The sequence below is a fragment of the Pseudomonas sp. genome, from assembly GCF_028293835.1.
Classification (GTDB): domain Bacteria; phylum Pseudomonadota; class Gammaproteobacteria; order Pseudomonadales; family Pseudomonadaceae; genus Aquipseudomonas.
In genome coordinates this window covers 1-17,961 of the sequence record NZ_JAQGNX010000086.1, presented here as the reverse complement: position 1 = coordinate 17,961, position 17,961 = coordinate 1, and the positions used below count along the sequence as shown (strand labels likewise).

15 protein-coding genes are annotated in these 17,961 nt (G+C 59.2%); 9 read left to right on the top strand and 6 right to left on the bottom strand.

The features are described 5' to 3' along the window. Both JWR17_RS10745 and JWR17_RS10740 read left to right on the top strand, forming a co-directional pair. Entirely contained in the window at positions 1-1,392 is a 1,392-nt protein-coding gene (locus tag JWR17_RS10745; protein ID WP_299830983.1) for an MmgE/PrpD family protein, read from the top strand. Further along, on the top strand, positions 1,389-2,273 hold the full coding sequence (locus tag JWR17_RS10740; protein WP_299830981.1) for an NAD(P)-dependent oxidoreductase: 885 nt from the start codon (positions 1,389-1,391) through the stop codon (positions 2,271-2,273). The genes JWR17_RS10745 and JWR17_RS10740 overlap by 4 nt, the downstream gene beginning before the upstream one ends. Before the next feature lie 76 nt (positions 2,274-2,349). Here the strand turns inward: JWR17_RS10740 and JWR17_RS10735 are convergent, their stop codons facing one another. After that, a complete protein-coding gene (locus JWR17_RS10735; protein WP_299830980.1) occupies positions 2,350-3,561 on the bottom strand; it encodes an MFS transporter in 1,212 nt (403 codons plus the stop codon). A 151-nt stretch (positions 3,562-3,712) separates the two neighbouring features. Beyond that, positions 3,713-5,626, bottom strand: a complete 1,914-nt coding sequence (locus JWR17_RS10730) for a sigma 54-interacting transcriptional regulator (protein ID WP_299830979.1) — start codon at positions 5,624-5,626, stop codon at positions 3,713-3,715. A 241-nt stretch (positions 5,627-5,867) separates the two neighbouring features. On the opposite strand from JWR17_RS10730, the gene JWR17_RS10725 reads away from it, so the two are divergent. The 7 genes from JWR17_RS10725 to JWR17_RS10695 all read left to right on the top strand — a co-directional run bounded on the left by JWR17_RS10725 (position 5,868) and on the right by JWR17_RS10695 (position 11,939). Beyond that, entirely contained in the window at positions 5,868-6,350 is a 483-nt protein-coding gene (locus tag JWR17_RS10725) for an MSMEG_0572/Sll0783 family nitrogen starvation response protein (protein ID WP_299830977.1), read from the top strand. A gap of 128 nt (positions 6,351-6,478) precedes the next feature. Continuing rightward, positions 6,479-7,459, top strand: coding sequence for a Nit6803 family nitrilase (locus JWR17_RS10720; RefSeq protein ID WP_299830975.1), 981 nt, complete (start codon positions 6,479-6,481; stop codon positions 7,457-7,459). Next, the gene (locus JWR17_RS10715) at positions 7,446-8,528 is read left to right on the top strand and encodes an MSMEG_0568 family radical SAM protein (RefSeq protein WP_299830973.1); all 1,083 of its coding nucleotides are present in this window, start codon (positions 7,446-7,448) and stop codon (positions 8,526-8,528) included. Before JWR17_RS10720 ends, JWR17_RS10715 begins: the two co-directional genes overlap by 14 nt. 29 nt (positions 8,529-8,557) lie before the next feature. Beyond that, complete coding sequence (locus tag JWR17_RS10710) at positions 8,558-9,118, top strand: MSMEG_0567/Sll0786 family nitrogen starvation N-acetyltransferase (RefSeq protein ID WP_299830970.1); 561 nt, start codon at positions 8,558-8,560, stop codon at positions 9,116-9,118. Next, on the top strand, positions 9,111-10,142 hold the full coding sequence (locus JWR17_RS10705) for a sll0787 family AIR synthase-like protein (RefSeq protein ID WP_299830968.1): 1,032 nt from the start codon (positions 9,111-9,113) through the stop codon (positions 10,140-10,142). Before JWR17_RS10710 ends, JWR17_RS10705 begins: the two co-directional genes overlap by 8 nt. A gap of 1 nt (position 10,143) precedes the next feature. Further along, a complete protein-coding gene (locus JWR17_RS10700; RefSeq protein ID WP_299830966.1) occupies positions 10,144-10,479 on the top strand; it encodes an MSMEG_0570 family nitrogen starvation response protein in 336 nt (111 codons plus the stop codon). Positions 10,480-10,643: 164 nt separating this feature from the next. Further along, entirely contained in the window at positions 10,644-11,939 is a 1,296-nt protein-coding gene (locus JWR17_RS10695; protein WP_299830964.1) for an MSMEG_0569 family flavin-dependent oxidoreductase, read from the top strand. Positions 11,940-12,045: 106 nt separating this feature from the next. On the opposite strand, the gene JWR17_RS10690 is transcribed toward JWR17_RS10695, so the two are convergent. From JWR17_RS10690 to JWR17_RS10675, 4 genes are all read right to left on the bottom strand, one after another. Continuing rightward, the gene (locus JWR17_RS10690) at positions 12,046-12,264 is read right to left on the bottom strand and encodes a hypothetical protein (RefSeq protein ID WP_299830962.1); all 219 of its coding nucleotides are present in this window, start codon (positions 12,262-12,264) and stop codon (positions 12,046-12,048) included. 71 nt (positions 12,265-12,335) lie between these two features. Continuing rightward, positions 12,336-13,769: an efflux transporter outer membrane subunit gene (locus JWR17_RS10685; RefSeq protein ID WP_299830961.1), complete on the bottom strand. Its 1,434-nt coding sequence runs from the start codon at positions 13,767-13,769 to the stop codon at positions 12,336-12,338. Next, positions 13,753-14,919 carry an efflux RND transporter periplasmic adaptor subunit gene (locus JWR17_RS10680; RefSeq protein ID WP_299830960.1) on the bottom strand — a complete coding sequence of 389 codons (1,167 nt, stop codon included), beginning with the start codon at positions 14,917-14,919 and terminating at the stop codon, positions 13,753-13,755. Before JWR17_RS10680 ends, JWR17_RS10685 begins: the two co-directional genes overlap by 17 nt. Next, the coding region (locus JWR17_RS10675) for an efflux RND transporter permease subunit (RefSeq protein WP_299830959.1) at positions 14,909-17,961 on the bottom strand (3,053 nt) is incomplete at its 5' end. The genes JWR17_RS10680 and JWR17_RS10675, both read right to left, overlap by 11 nt.

The following is a 17,961-nucleotide window of genomic DNA, read 5'->3' as shown; positions in this document are numbered from 1 at the left end:
ATGAGCAGCGAACAACAACGTATGCAAAGCCCTGGACTGACTCGACAGTTGGCCGAGTTTGTCCAGCGAACAGCTTGGGAAGATATTCCCGCAGTGGTTCGCCACGAGGCGAAACGCGCACTGTTAAATTACTTTGCGGTTTCTCTGGCTGGCAGTGGCGATCCCGATGTGAGTAAGGCCTTGAGGGTCTTCGAGCGCTTTCGCTCAGGCCAGCAGGCGCGCTTGATTGGCCGCGTGGAACGTACCGACCTATTGAACGCCGCCTCACTGAACGCCATGAGCGCCAATGTGTTCGACTTTGACGACACTCACATCCCCACCATTATTCACCCCACTGCGCCCGTGGCTGCGGCGTTGTTCGCGCTGGCCGAAACCGCACCGATCAGTGGCGAACAGCTGCTGCTGGCGTTTGTTTTGGGGGTTGAGGTCGAGTGCCGATTGGGCATGGCCATATCCCCTGGGCATTATCAGCGCGGCTGGCACATCACCTCGACCTGCGGCGTATTTGGTGCGGCGGCCGGGGCGGCAAAGTTGCTTGGGTTGGATGCGCAGCAACATGTATGGGCGTTGGGCAATGCCAGTGCGCAGTCATCAGGGCTGGTAGAAACCTTGGGCAGCGCGTCGAAAAGCATCGGCGTCGGCAACGCGGCACGCAATGGCTTGCTCTCGGCGCTGTTGGCGCAAGATGATTTTGCCGGGCCGCAACAGCCCCTCGAAGGTGAGCGTGGATTTCTTCGAGTCATGGGCGAACAGCCCGATTTTGCGCAAGTCAGCGAAGGGCTAGGTGAGCGCTGGGCGTTATTGGCCAACACCTACAAGCCCTATCCCTGTGGCGTTGTGTTGAACCCGGTGATCGAGGCGTGCCTCGCCTTATCAATCGAGCGCCGGTGGTCCATGGGCGAAGTGTCCCGGGTTGAGCTGACGGGACACCCGTTATTGCGCGAAAGGACCGATCGTCCAGACATCCTTTCCGGCCGCGAATCCCAGGTCAGCGCGCAACATGCGGTTGCCGTGGCGTTGTCGACCGGCAAGGCCGGCCTGGCGCAGTTCAGTGATGCCGCCGTTGCGGACCCCAAGCTGCGGGCGCTGTACCCCAAACTGGCATTTGTAGACAACGCCGATTACCCGGTGGAGTCGGCCGAGGTACGAATATTTCTGCAATCGGGCCAGACGTTGTCGCGTCGAGTCGCCGTGTCCAAGGGCAGCTTGGGCGCACCGCTCAGGGACAGCGACCTGGAAAAAAAGCTGCACGAACTGGCCGCATATGGCGGTTCCGGCTGTGCAGCGCAGCCGCTGATTGACGCCGTGTGGGCGCTGGAACAGGCAACCGACGCCGGAGCTTTGATGCAACTGGCGATGGGCAATGGTATTAATTCTGAGGAACGGACATGACGGACAGCAAAGTGCTTGGGTTTATCGGTGTAGGCGTCATGGGACGGCCGATGGCGCGGCGTTTGATTGAGCAGGGCCATCAGTTGGTGATCTACGACACCAACCAGCAAGCCTTGGACGAACTCTCGGCGCTGGGGGCCGAGGTGGCAAAAAGCGTACGTGAGGTCGCCGACCGTGCAGAAGTCGTCTTCACCAGCTTGCCGAGTCCGGCAGTCTTCAAGGCGGTTGCGCTGGGTGCGGAGGGCATCATTGAAGGCTCTGCGGTGAAGATCCTGGTGGACTTGTCGACCGTGGGTTCCCGTGCGGAACAGGAAGTCGCAGCGGGGCTATTGGCCCGCGGCATCGAAACCGTCGACGCGCCAATCAGTGGTGGTGCGGCTGGCGCGCAGAAAGGCACGCTGGCGATGATGGTGGCGGGCAACCCCGTCGCTGTGGCCCAGGTTCGAGGGTTGTTTGATGTGTTCGGCAAAGTGTTTGTGGTGGGTGAAAAGGCCGGCCAGGGACAGTTGCTCAAGTTGCTGAACAACATGCTGTCGACCACGGCGTTTGCGATCACTGCCGAAGCATTTGTTGCCGGCGTTAAAGGCGGGCTTGATCCTGAGGTGATGATGTCGGTGATCAACGCCGGCAGCGGCAAAAATGGCGCGACCATGGATAAATTCCCCAAGCACGTACTGCCGCGCACGTTTGATTTCGGCTTCCCCATTGCCAGCGTCTGCAAAGACATCGGTTTGGCAGTCGAAGAATGTCAGGCGCTGGGCGTACCCATGTGGGTCGGCAGCAGTCTGCGTCAGGTGTGGAACGTCGCTGCCCAGCAAGATGGCGGCAAACGTGACCTGACCGAACTGGTACTGGACATCGAAGCGTGGTCCGGGGCGTAGTAGGGCAGACCGGGTTGTCTGCTTCCCGAACAAGTTCGGTCCTGCACAGGCTGCACCGGGCAGGGCTAGTATGGAGTCAGCCGGTACTGAGCGATGTACGTCGGGCGCTTGAAGCGTTGAACAGGAAGCTGAGCAGTGCGAGCAATGGCAGTGCGCTTCCTGTCAACAAGATCCACATCCAGCCACCACGGTCGTACAACGCACTGGCAATGGCTGAACCAAAGGCGCCCCCAATGAAAATACTGGTCATGTACAGCGCGTTCAGGCGACTGCGACTGCTGGCATCCAGGGCGTAGACCGCACGCTGGCCGAGCACCATGTTCATTTGCACGCAGAAGTCGAGTACCACCCCGGTGACCGCCAGTCCGATCACGCTATAGGCCGGGTGGATGAGTGCGGGCAAAAAGCTCAACGAGGCGAGGATCAACGCACCCAGGCTGGCAATGCGTGTATGCCCGGCGTCAGCCAGGCGACCACTGAAGGGTGCGGCAATTGCACCAATGGCGCCCACCAGGGCAAACAAGGCGATCTGGCTTTGCGACAGGCCGTGGTTGCGCGCCAACTCCACTGGCACGGCGGTCCAGAAGAGGCTGAACGTAGCAAACATCAGCCCTTGATAAAGTGCCCGTTGACGCAACACCGGTTGGGTACGTAGCAAGGTCCACAAAGAGCCGATCAATTGTCCGTAAGAAGCGCTGTGGCTGGGCTGGCGTTTAGGGATGGTAGTGGCCAGCACCACGCTGATGATCATCATCACGACGGCGGCGGTAGCAAACACTGCACGCCAGCCGAAATGGTCGGCGATCACGCTGGACAGCGGCCGGGCCAGCAGAATGCCCAGCAACAACCCGCCCATGATGCTGCCAACCACCCGGCCTCGGGTTTCTTCGGGTGCCAGGTGGGCGGCCAAGGGAATCAGTATTTGCACCGACACTGAACTGAAACCCACCAGCAATGATGTCAGCAGGAACACGCTCGGCTGCTGACTGAATGCCGCGCCCAGCAGGCTGATAATCGACAACAGCGTGGTCATGATCATCAAACGGCGGTTTTCCAGGAGGTCGCCCAACGGCACCAAAAAGAACAAACCGACGGCATAACCGATCTGCGTCAACGACACGATCATGCTAGCCATGGTGCTGGACAGGCCAATGTCTGGCGCAATCAACTCAATGATCGGTTGGGCGTAATAAAGGTTGCCGACAATGGCGCCACAGCAAAACGCGAACAACGTCACCATGCCACGTGTCATGGTCGGGGAGTGTCTGGTTTGGGTCGTGATACTCATGGAAAATCTCGGTGGAGGGTGTCGCACATTGGATAGCACGCAGGCTAATGGTTCTGCCTTGAAGTAAGAAGGGGCGTGAGGGTGATAGCTAATATTGCGCGAAAGAATAAAGCCTTTCCCGCTTGAACCTTAAAGATTCGGGTAAGAAAGATTACGCACCTCCTTCCAATTCAATATCCAGCCGCTTCAACCGCGACGCCAGGGTGGTAGGTTTTAGCCCCAGTAATTCAGCCGCGCCACCCTTGCCAAACAGTTTTCCGTGGCTCGCTTTCAGTGCGGCTTGCATGTTGCTGCGCTCGAGGTTTCGCAGTTGCGCGTCGGTCATGACGGTCAACGGCGTGAATGATGGTATCGGGCTCTGGCTGCTTTTCGGCTCGTCCGGCAGGTCCATGGTCAGGTCGGGGCCGTGGGAGGTGATCAGCGCGCGTTCGATCACATTTTGCAGTTCGCGAATGTTGCCGGGCCATGAATAGTGCTGCAGGCGCTCGATGTCAGTGTTGCGCAGGCGGCGGCCGGGCATATTCAGGCGCTGGCTGGTTTGTTTAAGAAAGTGGGCTGCCAGCTGCGGAATGTCCATGGCGCGGTCGCGCAGGGCGGGGGACTGGATCGGAAACACGTTCAAGCGGAAATACAGGTCCTCACGAAAGCGCTTGGCCGTGACTTCCTGACGCAAGTCCCGGTTGGTCGCGGCAATGATCCTTACATCGACCTTGCGCGTACGTTCTTCGCCGACCCGCTCGAACTGGCCTTCCTGCAGCACCCGCAGCAGTTTGCTTTGCAGCTCTAACGGGATTTCGCCGATCTCATCCAGAAACAGCGTACCGCCGTCCGCCAGTTCGAAGCGCCCAACCCGGTCGCGAACCGCCCCGGTGAAGGCGCCCCGAATGTGGCCGAAAAATTCGCTTTCAAACAGCTCTGTGGGAATTGCCGCGCAGTTGACCCGAATCAACGGGCTGGCGCTGCGACGGCTGGCTTGATGGATAGCGCGGGCGATCAGCTCTTTGCCGGTGCCGGATTCGCCATTGATCAACACGCTGGCATCGGTGGGCGCCACCACATCGATCTGTTTGATGATTTTCAGAATCGGGTCGCTTTGGCCGACGATCTCGCGGAAATTGTGCTCGATATGGATTTCTTCCTGCAAGTAAGCGTTTTGCTCTTCCAAACGTTGCTTGAGGACTTTGAGTTCTTCCAGGGCGCTTTGCAGCTGGTTCTCGGTGTTGCGGCGTTCGGTGATGTCGCGGAAAACCACCACGGCACCCGCAATGCGCCCATCGGAAATCACCGGGGTGCTGGTGAATTCCACTGGAAAACCGCTGCCATCACGGCGCCAAAACACTTCCTGGCGTCCTTCGTGGACTACGCCGTCACGCACAGCTTTGTAGATCGGACAGTCTTCGACAGGGTAATGACTGCCATCAGCGTGGCTGTGGTGATGAATGCGGTGGATGTTCTTGCCGATCATGTCCTGGGGTTCCCAACCGAGCATCCGGGCGCCAGCCGGATTAACGAATGTCGCCAGCCCGTCACTGTCGATGCTGTAAATGCCGTCGCCCACCGAACTGAGCAGCAGTTGGTTGTCGCGTTCGGACTCCTGGAACAAATTAAGAATGTTGCGCCACTCGATCAGCCCGCCGCGCATGGTGCGTGCGGTGTGGGCTTGGTCGCGCTGATATTTCTGATGACTGAGCTCGCGCAGCACCAAGATCAATTGCTGCTCGCCTTTGATCTGCAGGGTGGTGGCCGAGATTTCCAGCTCGATACGTTCGCCGGTCTTGCAGTTGCAGCTCAGTTCTTCAGTCCAGCCTTGACCTTTATCCAGCACGGCTTGGGTAAACACGATCAGGTCAGCGAGTTGATGACCAAACAATTTACTGACTGGCAGCTCCAGTAACTCCTGACGCGGATAGCCGAGCAGCTTGCAGGTCGCCACGTTCAAATCGCCAAAGCGGTCGGCGTAGGGGTTGAGCAAGGCGATGGCTTCGGCGCAATGCTCAAAAACCATATGTCGTGACGAATACGCCAAGTCAGCCCAGTTACTCAGGGAGTCGGTGTCTGTGCTCATCAGTACGAAATCTCGTGATTTGTTCCTACGAATACTCGTAGTTCTACGTGAATACGTGGTCCGCCGATAGCATCAGATGTTCATTAAAAAGCAGTGTCAGATTGGCTTTGGCAGGAAAATCAATCACTTAACGAAGGGGCGGAAATTTATAATTTTCTGGCACGGCGTTCGCTCTATGTCTTGCAACCCCGGCAGCCAACTCAGGCTGCCGTCAAGCCAAAGAAAACTGGAGAGCGACGACATGCCAACCGTGGATATTTCTCATTACAAAGACGGCGATTTCCTGGTCGATTACGAAGAAAAAGTCTTCGAGGACGTCAAAGCCGAGCCCGGCGAAAAAGTCTTGATCACGTTCCATACCATCGCCTTCGAAGGCTCCATCGGCCTGGTCAACATGCTTCAAGCCAAACGTCTGCTACGCAAGGGCTTTGAAACCACAATCCTGCTGTACGGGCCTGGCGTACAGCTCGGCGTGCAACGGGGCTTTCCAACCCTGGGCGCTGAAGCATTCCCCGGCCACTTGGCCGTCAACAAGCAACTGATCCAGTTCATGGAAGAGGGCGGCAAGGTCTACGCGTGCCGCTTTGCCCTGCAGGCGCTGTACGGCCAGACCGAAAAAGCCTTGATCGAAGGCATCCGTCCGATCAACCCACTGGACGTTATGGACCTGCGCCTAATCATGCGCCGTGAAGGGGCAATGATCATCGATACCTGGACCGCGTAAGGCAAAACGCTCCCTCTCTGTAGGAGCCAACTTGTTGGCGAGGGGCTCAATGCGGTGTGTCAGACATGCCGTCTCGCCAACAAGTTGGCTCCTACAGATGTCATTCACCACCTAATCAGGACCCCAATATGGCCATCATCAAAGCTGCCGCCGTCCAGATCAGTCCGGTGCTGTATAGCCGCGAAGGCACTGTGGACAAGGTCTGCCAGCAGATCATCGCCCTCGGTCAGTCAGGCGTGCAATTTGCGGTGTTTCCGGAAACGGTGGTGCCGTACTACCCCTATTTTTCTTTCGTCCAGCCGCCTTTCGCCATGGGTAGGGAACACCTGAAGCTCTTAGAGCAATCGGTCACTGTGCCGTCGGCTGCGACCCTGGCCATTGGCGAAGCATGCAAACAAGCGGGAATGGTGGTGTCTATCGGCATCAACGAGCGCGAAGGCGGCACGATCTACAACGCACAGCTGCTGTTCGACGCTGACGGCAGCCTGATTCAGCATCGGCGAAAAATCACCCCGACCTACCACGAGCGGATGATATGGGGGCAAGGCGACGGCTCCGGTTTGCGCGCCATCGACAGCGCAGTGGGACGTATTGGCTCACTGGCCTGCTGGGAACATTACAACCCGTTGGCCCGCTACGCATTGATGGCCGACGGCGAACAGATTCACGCCGCGATGTTCCCCGGCTCCCTGGTGGGCGACATTTTCGCCGATCAAATTGAAGTAACCATCCGCCATCACGCTTTGGAGTCCGGCTGCTTCGTGGTCAATTCCACGGCGTGGCTGAATGCCGATCAGCAAGGCCAGATCATGCAGGACACCGGTTGTAGCATCGGCCCCATCTCCGGTGGTTGCTTCACTGCGATTGTATCCCCAGAAGGCAAATTGCTCGGCGAACCGCTGCGTTCCGGTGAAGGCGTGGTCATCGCTGACCTGGACATGGCGTTGATCGACAAACGCAAACGAATGATGGATTCCGTGGGCCATTACAGCCGCCCGGAACTGCTGAGCTTGTTGATCGACCGCACGCCCACCGCCCATGTGCATGAACGCACGGCCCATCATCTTGCCGGCGCTTCTACCGAGGAGCTTGATCATGCAAACCAATGAATTACTGGCCGAGTTGCAATGCCACGGCGTGCGTTGGCCGGCTGCGCAAAATGGTTTGTCACGACAAGGCGGGGCAGGGCCATCGGACCACAAGGCGCTGAGTTTTGGCAGCCGGACCATGATGGTACCGATCCTCAATCAAGCTTCACAGAATTCACCGTACCAGGCGCAACCCACGGCTGATGGCAGCCAGGCGCTGATCTTTCGTGAAGGTATGCAGGTGGGCACGGTGCAACTGCCGGGCGTGCCGAAGTTTTACGGATTAAGCACCGACGACGGCATTCCGTATTGGAAAATCGCCACGTTACACAGCAGCGACGTACTTGCCACCACCGTGTTGCAGCATTGCATTCGCTTTAATGATCGCGGCACCTCGTGCCAGTTTTGCGCCATCGGTCAATCGTTGGCCGCAGGCAAGACCATCGCCCGCAAACGCCCGCAACAACTGGCCGAAGTGGCCAAAGCGGCAGTCGAGTTGGATGGCGTCAAGCACATGGTGATGACCACTGGCACCCCGCAAACCCCTGACCGTGGCGCGGCGATTCTGTGTGAATCAGCCGCTGCGGTGACTGCTGCCGTTGATCTGCCGATTCAGGCCCAGTGCGAACCACCGGACGACGATCGGTGGTTTCAGCGATTGGCCGACAGCGGTGTGGTTTCGTTGGGTATGCACCTGGAAGCGGTCACTGATGAAGTGCGTCAGCGGATCATGCCGGGCAAGGCCGAAGTGCCGCTGAGCCGTTATTTTGAAGCGTTCAGCGCCGCGGTGGAGGTGTTTGGTCGCGGGCAAGTCAGCACGTATATCCTCGCCGGCCTTGGCGACAGCGAAGCGGCGATCACCGAGATGAGCGAGCGGTTGTGCGGCTTAGGCGTGTACCCATTCGTGGTGCCTTTTGTGCCCATCGACGGCACGCCGTTGGCCAATCACCCGAAACCCGACAGCGCGATGATGGCGCGGCTGTACCCGCAGATTGGCGCCAGCCTGCGCCGTCACGGTTTGCACTCCGATCAGATCAACGCCGGTTGCGCCAAATGCGGCGCGTGCTCGGCACTGAAAAGCTACGAGTAAATGCCGGTTAGACCTGGGAGCAACACGCTATGCACAACCTCGCCTTTGCTTTAGTCGACAGCACCTTCGAACCGTTTCGCGCGGGGGAATTGCTGATTAAACCAGCCACCGAGCACTGGGAAAAACAGGCCTATTTCGCCTTGCGCCGGTCGGTGTTCTCCGATGAGCAACAACTGCTGGTCCAGGACAAGGATGGTCACGACTTTCAGGCGATCGCCATTGTTGCCCTGGCTGGCAGTTGCGGCATGGCCGATCAAGTCGTTGGGGCGGTGCGCATTTACCAACCGGAACCGGGCCTGTGGTTTGGCGGACGGCTGTGCGTAGCGCAGGCCTATCGACGCCATAGCATGATCGGCAAGGCGTTGGTCAATGAAGCGGTGTCCCGGGCCAAGGAGTTGGGTTGCACGGTATTTCGCGCCACCGTGCAGGCGCCCAACGAAGCCTATTTTCATGGCCTGCATTGGCAAACCCTGGAGCAATTACAGCTGCTCGATCAACCCCATTGCCTGATGCAAGCGGACCTGACGAACTATCCGTTGATGCCGCGTCAGGTGTCGTTGCGCCCGCTGAAGGTGGCCCGCCATGACTAAGGCCTTGAACCTGGCGGCGTTGCTGGACAGTTTGCGCGACACGCCCGCGATGTTATCCAAACAAGCAATTCAGCAACCGGCTGAAATCATGCGCGCCGCCAGTCGCACCCTCACTCGCGAGCAACTTTATGCGCTGCCCGGCGATGACACCGCGGCGATTGCCTGTGGCGACCATTTCCAGCTGTTGGCCATCGAAGGCATGCTGCCGGGTTTTGTTCAGGCGGCACCGTGGTTTGCCGGATGGTCGGCGGTCATGGCCAACGTCAGCGATATCACCGCCATGGGGGGCCGCGCCACCGCAGTGGTCAACGCCTATTGGCATCACGAACAAGACGCAGCGAAGCAAGTATTGGCCGGTATCCGCGCCGCCTGTGAAGCCTACGGGTTGCTGCTGGCCGGGGGGCACACCAGCCTCGCCGCTGGCAATCCAACCGCGCTTGCCGTGGCAATTACGGGTATAGCGCACAAGCTGCTGTCGACCTTGCATGTGGCCCCCGGACAAGTGCTGGCCATGGCAGTGGACCTCGAAGGCGACTGGCATGCCGACAGCACGTACTGGAAGGCTTTCGAAGGTGTACCGGCCGAGCGCCTGCGCAGCAAGCTCGAAGTGTTGCCACGGCTGGCTGAAGCCGAACTGCTGCATGCCGCCAAGGACATCAGCAACGCCGGGGTGTTGGGCAGTTTGTTGATGTTGCTGGAAACCACCGGCTGCGGCGCGACCATCGATCTCGATGCACTGCCATGCCCGGCAGGCGCTGACCTCGGTCGCTGGCTGCAAGTGTTCCCCAGTTACGGTTTTCTAATGACACTCGATGAAGGCGACTGGACCAACGTCCAGGCCGCATTCGCCTTCGAAGGTTTGCGCTGTGAACGCATTGGCGTCGTCAACGCCAGCGGTTCGCTTAGCGTCCAGTCCGGTGAGCAACACGGCACCTTCTGGGATTTGCGCACGCACGCTTTCACCGGTTTCAGCTACCCCGATCACGACCTGAATGCCTTAAAGCTCACCCAACAGGAGCATTGATATGCCCGCCGTCAATTTCAAAGTCCGCTGGCCTAACGGCAAAGAAGCAAACGGTTACTCGCCGTCGACAATTATTTATGAACATTTGCAGGAAGGAGGCCGCTACCCATTGCCGGACTTTTTGAAGCGCCTCGACAGCGCGTTGAATGAGGCTTCGGAGCGGGTCAAGCAAGTCAAAGGCTTTTATTGCAGCTCGGCGATGGACACCTTGAGTTCGCTTAAAGGCCAGGCCAGCGTGCTGGATGCGCTGCATTACGACACCGGACACGTTGAAGTCCTGAGCATGCGTACTGAAGGCGGCGGCCGAGTGCCCAGCGCGGGCTGGAGCTCGTTCTGACCCCTTTCGGCGCGGGCTGGTGTTCGTGTACTGACCCCTCTGTAGGAGCCAACTTGTTGCCGAGGCGTCATTTCTGACCCCGCGCGTAGATCGCTTCGCCAACAAGTTGGCTCCTACAGTTCTAGTCTTTTTTTTACCTTATGGCATTCCAGCGGAGAACCCTCATGGTCCACCTCACTTCAGTCAAACCTCCCCATCACAGTGTGATTGTCGTCGGCGGCGGCCAAGCTGGGTTGTCCGCCAGCTATTACCTACAGCAGCACGGCATCGACCATCTGCTGCTGGAAAAGCACAGCCTGACTCACACCTGGCGCAACCAGCGCTGGGATGCGTTCAGCCTGGTCACGCCGAACTGGCAATGCGCGCTGCCGGGTTACACCTACAGCGACGAATTCAACGGCAAAGACCCTCACGGCTTCATGAAAAAAGATGAAATCAACGCTTACCTCAGCGGCTTCGTAAAGTCGGTCAGCGCACCGGTTTTGGAGGGCGTCGCCGTGCAACGGGTGGTGCCTCGTGCTATCGGCGGTTATGAAGTGCATACGTCCAAGGGTGAGTTCAGCGCCGATCAAGTCATCGTTGCCTCGGGCGGTTATCACACGCCGATCATTCCGCGTCTGGCCGAGCGTTTACCCACGGGCATTCAACAGTTTCATTCCGAGCAATACCGCAACCCGCATACATTGCCAGCGGGAAATATACTAGTGGTCGGTTCCGGTCAGTCGGGTGCGCAGATCGCCGAAGACCTGCACGTTGCCGGACGCAAGGTGTATTTGGCCGTAGGTGACGCGCCGCGCTGTGCGCGTTTTTATCGGGGCAAGGACGTGGTCGATTGGTTGGCAGAAATGGGCTACTACGACATTGGCGTTGATGCCCATCCGCTGCGCGAAGGCGTGCGCGACAATACCAACCACTACGTCACTGGCCGCGACGGTGGGCGTGACATTGACCTGCGTAAATTTGCCCGGGAAGGCATGCAATTATTTGGGCGTTTGCAGGGGCTGGAAAAAGGTCGACTGCAGTTCTTCGACAACCTCGGTGCCAGCCTCGACAGCGCCGATGCAGTGTATAACCGGATCAATACGTCCATCGACAATTACATCGAAAAAAACGCCCTCGATGCCCCGGCCGGTGAACGCTATATGCCGGTCTGGACGCCTGAACAAGAGCGTAAAGAACTGGACCTGCATGGGGAAGGTATCACCAGCATCATCTGGTGCATTGGCTTCACGCCAGACTTCACTTGGGTCGAAGCACCGGTGTTCAACGGTCGCGGCCATCCTGGACATCAGCGCGGCATCACCGCACAGCCCGGTTTGTATTTCCTGGGTTTGCCCTGGTTATACACCTGGGGCTCGGGCCGCTTCTCGGGTGTTGCGCGGGATGCACAGTATGTGGTTGAGCACCTTGTCGGGGTGGCCGGAAAAAAGCTTGATAGCCCCCGCGCGTTGGCTAGATAGCCCACTATTCTGTAGAAGCCAACTCGTTGGCGAGAGGCTCAATGCGGTATGTCAGACATACCGTCTCGCCAACAAGTTGGCTCCTACAGATTGGGTATGCATTTATTTACCGACCCAACTTGCGCTCAACTTCTGCCGAGCGTTCATTGATTTCTTGCGCTTCCTGCTCCCTGGTCTTGATGTTGGTCGGCGTGATGACTTTATCAACCCCGTCAGTCTTGGGGTTTGACCGTTTTATATCCTTTTCCACCACGTTCACGAGGTTGCCTTCTACGTCACGCTTGGGAGCGTCCGGGGTTTTTCCGTAATTTGAATGATCACTCATGGCGTGCTCCTGTCTACTGAATAGGTACCGACTTTAGAGACAGGACACACTCAGGAGTTCGCCCTTTGTGACTACTCGTTTTTCCAGCCGCCCCCCAACGCGGTCATCAATCCAACATTGGCCAGCAAGCGACTGGTGTTTAGCACCTGCAAGCGTCGCTGGGCCTGCAGAGCAGTGGTTTGCGCAGTCACTACGTTGAGGTAATTCACCGCACCGGCTTGATAGCTGTCCGTCGCAATGTGTTCGGCGCTTTGCGCGGCATCGACCGCTGCTTGCTCATCGATGGCTTCTTGGTGCAAATCCCGCAGTTGGCCCAAGTTGTCCTCGACCTCACGCACGGCGCGTAGCACTTGGCTGCGGTAATGCGCTGAGGCTTCCTCGAACTCGGCCTTGGCTTGACGATCGTTGGCGCTGCGGCGGCCACCGTCGAAAACGGGCAGATTGATTAACGGCCCCAGCGCCCAATAACGGTTGGCTGCCGACAGCAAGTTCCCGCTGCCCTGAGTCTGCCCGCCCAGCAAACCTGTCAGGCTGAAGTCCGGGTACCACGCGGCGCGGGCGACGCCAATGTTGGCGTTGGCGGCGAACACCCGGCGCTCGGCGGCGGCCACGTCCGGACGCCGTTGCAGCAAGGTGCTGGGCAGGGTTTCAGGGGTCGGCGGTAACACCAGCGCTGCCTTTTCACGGGCAAGCCGGAAGTCGCCAGGCAGCACGCCCACCAATTCGGCAATGGCATGTTCGCTGAGGTTGCGTTGAGCCCGAACGTCGTCAAGCTCAGCCTGGGCTTCAGCCAATTGGCTTTGGGCGCGGGTCAGGTCCAGTTCCGAGGCGATCTGGCCTTGATAGCGGTCCTGGGTCAATTGCAGCGCCTGGCCGTAATCGTCCAGCGAGTGTCCGAGAATCGTGCGCTGTGCATCCAGTCCGCGCAGCTGCATATACAGCGTCGCCAGCTGCCGTTGCAGGCTTAGCCGCGCCACCGCCAGGTCATCGGCCGAGGCAACAGCCTGGGCGTCACCGGCCGCGACCTGATTGCGAATTCGTCCCCAGAAATCAGGATCAAAACTCAGGCTGAAGCCCACAGTATCGCTGTTATACACCGCTGGCTGGGTGTCGCCGCGTAATGGTCGACTGTCCGATTGACGTTGGCGCAGTGGCTGCGCGCTGGCGCTGATCTGCGGAAATAACCCGGCATGCAATTGACTGGCATACGCCTGCGCACCGTCGAAATGCGCCAAGGCCGCCGCCAGGTCCGGATTGGCCTTGAGCAATTGCTGCTGCAAGTCATTCAGATGAGGGTCGTTATAAACCTGCCACCACTGGTATTGCAGATGATCCGCTGGTTGTGCCGTGTGCCATGGTCCATCGCTGGTTTGCTCGCGATAATGATCGGGTAACGTGATCGACGGGGTGATGTAGGTTGGAGCCAGTGAGCAGCCTTGCAGGGTCAACCCCAATGCCACCCCCAACGCCAGCAGGCGAATGCTCGACTCAAGCCTTGGGTGCATGGGCGACTCCGGCTTGGGCTAATTGCACAGGATCGTTTTCACGCAGGGAGTCGGGCGGGTTATCCACTACGTGATCCGCTGCGGTCAGACCTTGGTCTATGACCAGACGCTCGCCCAGATCCAGACCGATATGGATGTCGCGCAGGTGCACATGGTTGGCACTGTCCAGCACAGCAACCTGTGTGCCTTGGGCGCGGAAGATCAATGCACTGGCGGGGATGCTCACGCCATGGGTGTCGGCGGCGACCTTGATCGTCGCTTCGGCATAGTCCCCAGGCAGCAGCGCGCCATCCGGATTGTCCGCCACGAATTGCGCCAACAGCGTGCCGGAGCGTGGATCGACCGAGGTGGAGTCGCCGAGTAAGCGGGCGCTGAAATGCTGTCCGGGATGCTCCGGCACTGTCAGCTCCACCTGCATGCCCGGATGGATAACGCTGGCGTAGTTTTGCGGCACTGGCACGTACAGGCGCAAGCGTCGGGTATCGGCGATATTGAACAGTGCGACGTCGCCGGCAGTATCAGCCTTGATCAATTGGCCGATGTCGGTGTTGCGCGCGGTGATGGTGCCGGCAAATGGCGCACGAATGGTTTTGTAGTCTTCAAGGTCCGACAGGCGTGCTTCATCGGCAGCCGCCGCTTGCATGTCGGCCTTGGCTGCGGCGGCATTGGAGACTTTTTCGTCCACTTCCTGACGCGATACCGAGTGCGTCGCCAATAGATTTTGCCAGCGGGTGGCGGTGGTTTCAGCCAAGCGTGCATTGGCCTGCTGTTGCGCCAGATGCGCCCGGGTCTGGGCCATTTGTTGATCCAGTTCCGGGCTGTCGATTTGCGCCAATACCTGTCCGGCCTGAACCTGCGCCCCGATGTCGGTTTTCCAGTCTTTGAGATAACCACTGACCCGGGCATTGATCGGTGCTTTGCTCCAGGCTTCCAGGTGCGCGGGCAGGTGTAAGGTGTCGCCTTCGGCGTTTGGCGTGGGTTGGAACAGATTGACCACCGGCATGGCCTGGGCGTCGGTCCAGCTGACCACGGAATTTTCATGACGGGTGCGGGCGGCGAGGCCGTTGGCGACCAGCAGCGCTGCCAGGGTCAGCCCGCCGATACCCACCAGCATCAGGCGCTTGCGTGAGGGGGTGTGTTCAGACGACATGGGGCAATTCTCCAACAACAGCACGAGGGATTGAGTGACGGTGCACCAGGCTGAACACCACCGGTACGAACAACAGGGTGGCGGTGGTGGCCAGAATCAGGCCGCCAATCACGGACCGACCAAGGGGCGCGTTCTGTTCTTCGGACAACGCCAGCGGCAGCATGCCGATAATCATCGCCAGTGCGGTCATGCACACGGGGCGAAACCGTGTGTACCCGGCTTCCAGTGCGGCAAGAAATGCATCGCCGTGCACGGCTAAACGCTCGCGACAGAAACTCACCACCAGAATCGAGTTCGCCGTTGCCACGCCCATGCAAAGGATGGCCCCGGTTAACGCCGGAACGGACAGTGAGGTATTGCTCAGGAACAGCATCCAGACGATGCCCGCCAGTGCGGCGGGCAGTCCGGTGATGATCACGAACGGGTCGACCCAGGATTGGAAGTTGACCACGATCAGCAGGTAGATCAGTACCACCGCACCCAGTAGGCCAAGGCTCAGGCCGTTGAACGCTTCATGCAACGCATCAATTTGTCCGTGCAGGGTGACCGTGGCGCCTTTAGGCCGCAAAGCCGCCGCGCCGTCGATGACGTTTTGCACGTCGTTGGCAACGCCGCCGAGGTCACGCCCTTGAATGTTGGCGAAGATATCCAGCGTCGGCTGAATGTTGTAGTGCGTGACCACCGCTGGGCTTTCTACCCGTTTAATGGTCGCCAATCCGCCGAGGATTTGCGACTGACCGTTGCTGCCAGTGATCGGCAGCGCTTCGAGGGTTGGCAAGCTGTCGAGCCGGTATTGCGGTGTCGCGCCGACCACTGAATACGACACGCCATTCTTCGGATTGAGCCAATAGGTCGGCGCCACTTGGGAGGTGCCGGCCAGCGATGCGCCGAGGCTGGTGGTTACGTCACGCTCAGTAATACCCAGTTGTTTGGCGCGAAGACGGTCGACGTCGACTTGTAGCGACGGGTAACCGGCAGACTGCTGTAGACGCAAATCAGCGATCCCCGGCACATGTTCCAATCGCCGCTGCAGTTCAATCGCAAAGGCGCGGTTAGCCACGGCGTCAGGACCGGAGACTTTGACGTCCATCGGTGCCGGAGCGCCAAAGTTAAGGATTTGGCTGGTGATGTCGGCCGGCATAAAAGCGAAGTGGCTGCCAGGGAAACTCTGTGGCAACACCTCACGCAGGCGTTTGACGAAATCAGCGGTGGGCCCATGGCCGGGCTTCAGCGACACCGAAATATCGCCGTCTTGCGGTCCGACGGTGCCACTGTTGCTGTAGGCCATGTCGATGCCGCTCAGGGCAATGCCGATGTTATCGACCACGGTGTCTACCTGGTCAGCCGGAATGATTTCGCGGATGCGCTGTTCGATGCGGTCGAAGGCGGCAGCACTCTCCTCGATGCGCGTGCCCAGCGGCAAGCGCACATGCAGCGAAAGGGCCCCCGCATCCGTGGCCGGGAAGAAGTCCTGACCCAGGCTCGGCAGCAACGCGAAACTGGCCAGTACGCAGGCGAGAAATCCCGGCAGGAAGGGTTTTCGGTGCTTTAGGGCCAAGCCCAGCAGGCCGTGGTACATGTCACGGGTCGCCGAAAAACCACGCTCGAACCCCTGCTGAACGTTCAACAGCCCTTGCAACAGAAAATGCCGTTGACGGGTGTGTTGGTCGCCTTCGTGGTGATTGATAAAACCGTCTTCCGGGTGATGACCGGGGCCTTGTTCGACCACGTGGGGCTTGAGCAGGAACATTGCCAGGGTTGGCACCAGAGTGCGCGAAAGAAAAAACGAGCTGGCCATGGCGAAGATCACCGCCAGCGCCATGGGCCGAAACAGGAAGCCGGCGATGCCCTGGAGCATGAACATCGGCACGAACACGATGCAGATGCACAGCAGCGAGACAAACGCCGGGCCGACGATTTGTCTGGCGCCGTCGAGTATCGCTTTCTTGACCGCCTTGCCTTGCTCCAGGTGCCAGTTGATGTTTTCGATGGTGACGGTCGCGTCATCCACCAAAATTCCCACCGCCAAGGCCAGCCCGCCGAGGGTCATCACGTTCAGGGTCTGACCGCTGACCGCCAGCAGGGCGATGGCCGAGAGCACCGCCAGTGGAATTGATGCGGTGATGATCAGGGTGGAACGCCAACTGCCGAGAAACAGCAGGATCATCACGCTGGTGAGCAGGGCCGCGATGATGCCCTCGCGGGCCACGCTGCTGACCGATTGTTTAACAAACACCGAGGCGTCGCCGAGCAGCGACGTTTTCAGCTCGGGGGGCAACGTTTCATTGATCAACGGCAGCATATTGCGGATGCCGTCGACGATGGACAGGGTTGAAATACTGCCGTTCTTCAAGGCTGGCATCAGCACTGCGCGTCGTCCGTCGACACGCACGATGTTGGTCTGCGGCGGCGATCCATCACGCACGTGGGCCACTTGGCCGATGGTAATCAGCGCGCCATCAACCGTCTTGATGGGCAGGTCGTTTAGCGCATCGATGGCCTGCGGACTGTTATTGAGCAGCACGGTGTATTCGGTGCGGCCAAACTTCGCCGTACCCACCGGGATGATTTGGTTCTGAGCCGCCAGGGCATCGCCCACGTCTTGCGCCGACAAGCCTTTGGCCGCCAACGCTTGCGGGTCAAGGTCGAGGGTGATTTGTCGCTGCTTGCCGCCCATAGGCGTAGGTAGCGCCAGGCCTGGGACCGAGGTCAGGGGCAGGCGAATACTGTTCTGCACCAAATCGCGAATCCGTGATTCAGACAAGGTCGGGCTGGAAAACGCCATCTGCAAAATCGGCACGGTGGAGGCGCTGTAGTTGAGGATCAGCGGCGGAGTGATACCAGGTGGCATCTGTTTCAGCACGGTTTGCGACACCGCCGTCACCTGGGCGTTGGCGGTACGGATATCGACGCCGGGCTGGAAGAAGATCTTCACGATGCCCATGCCGGGAAGCGATTGCGACTCCAGGTGTTCGATGTCGTTGACCGTGGTACTTAACGACCGTTCGTAGGTGTAAATCACCCGCCCGGCCATATCATCGG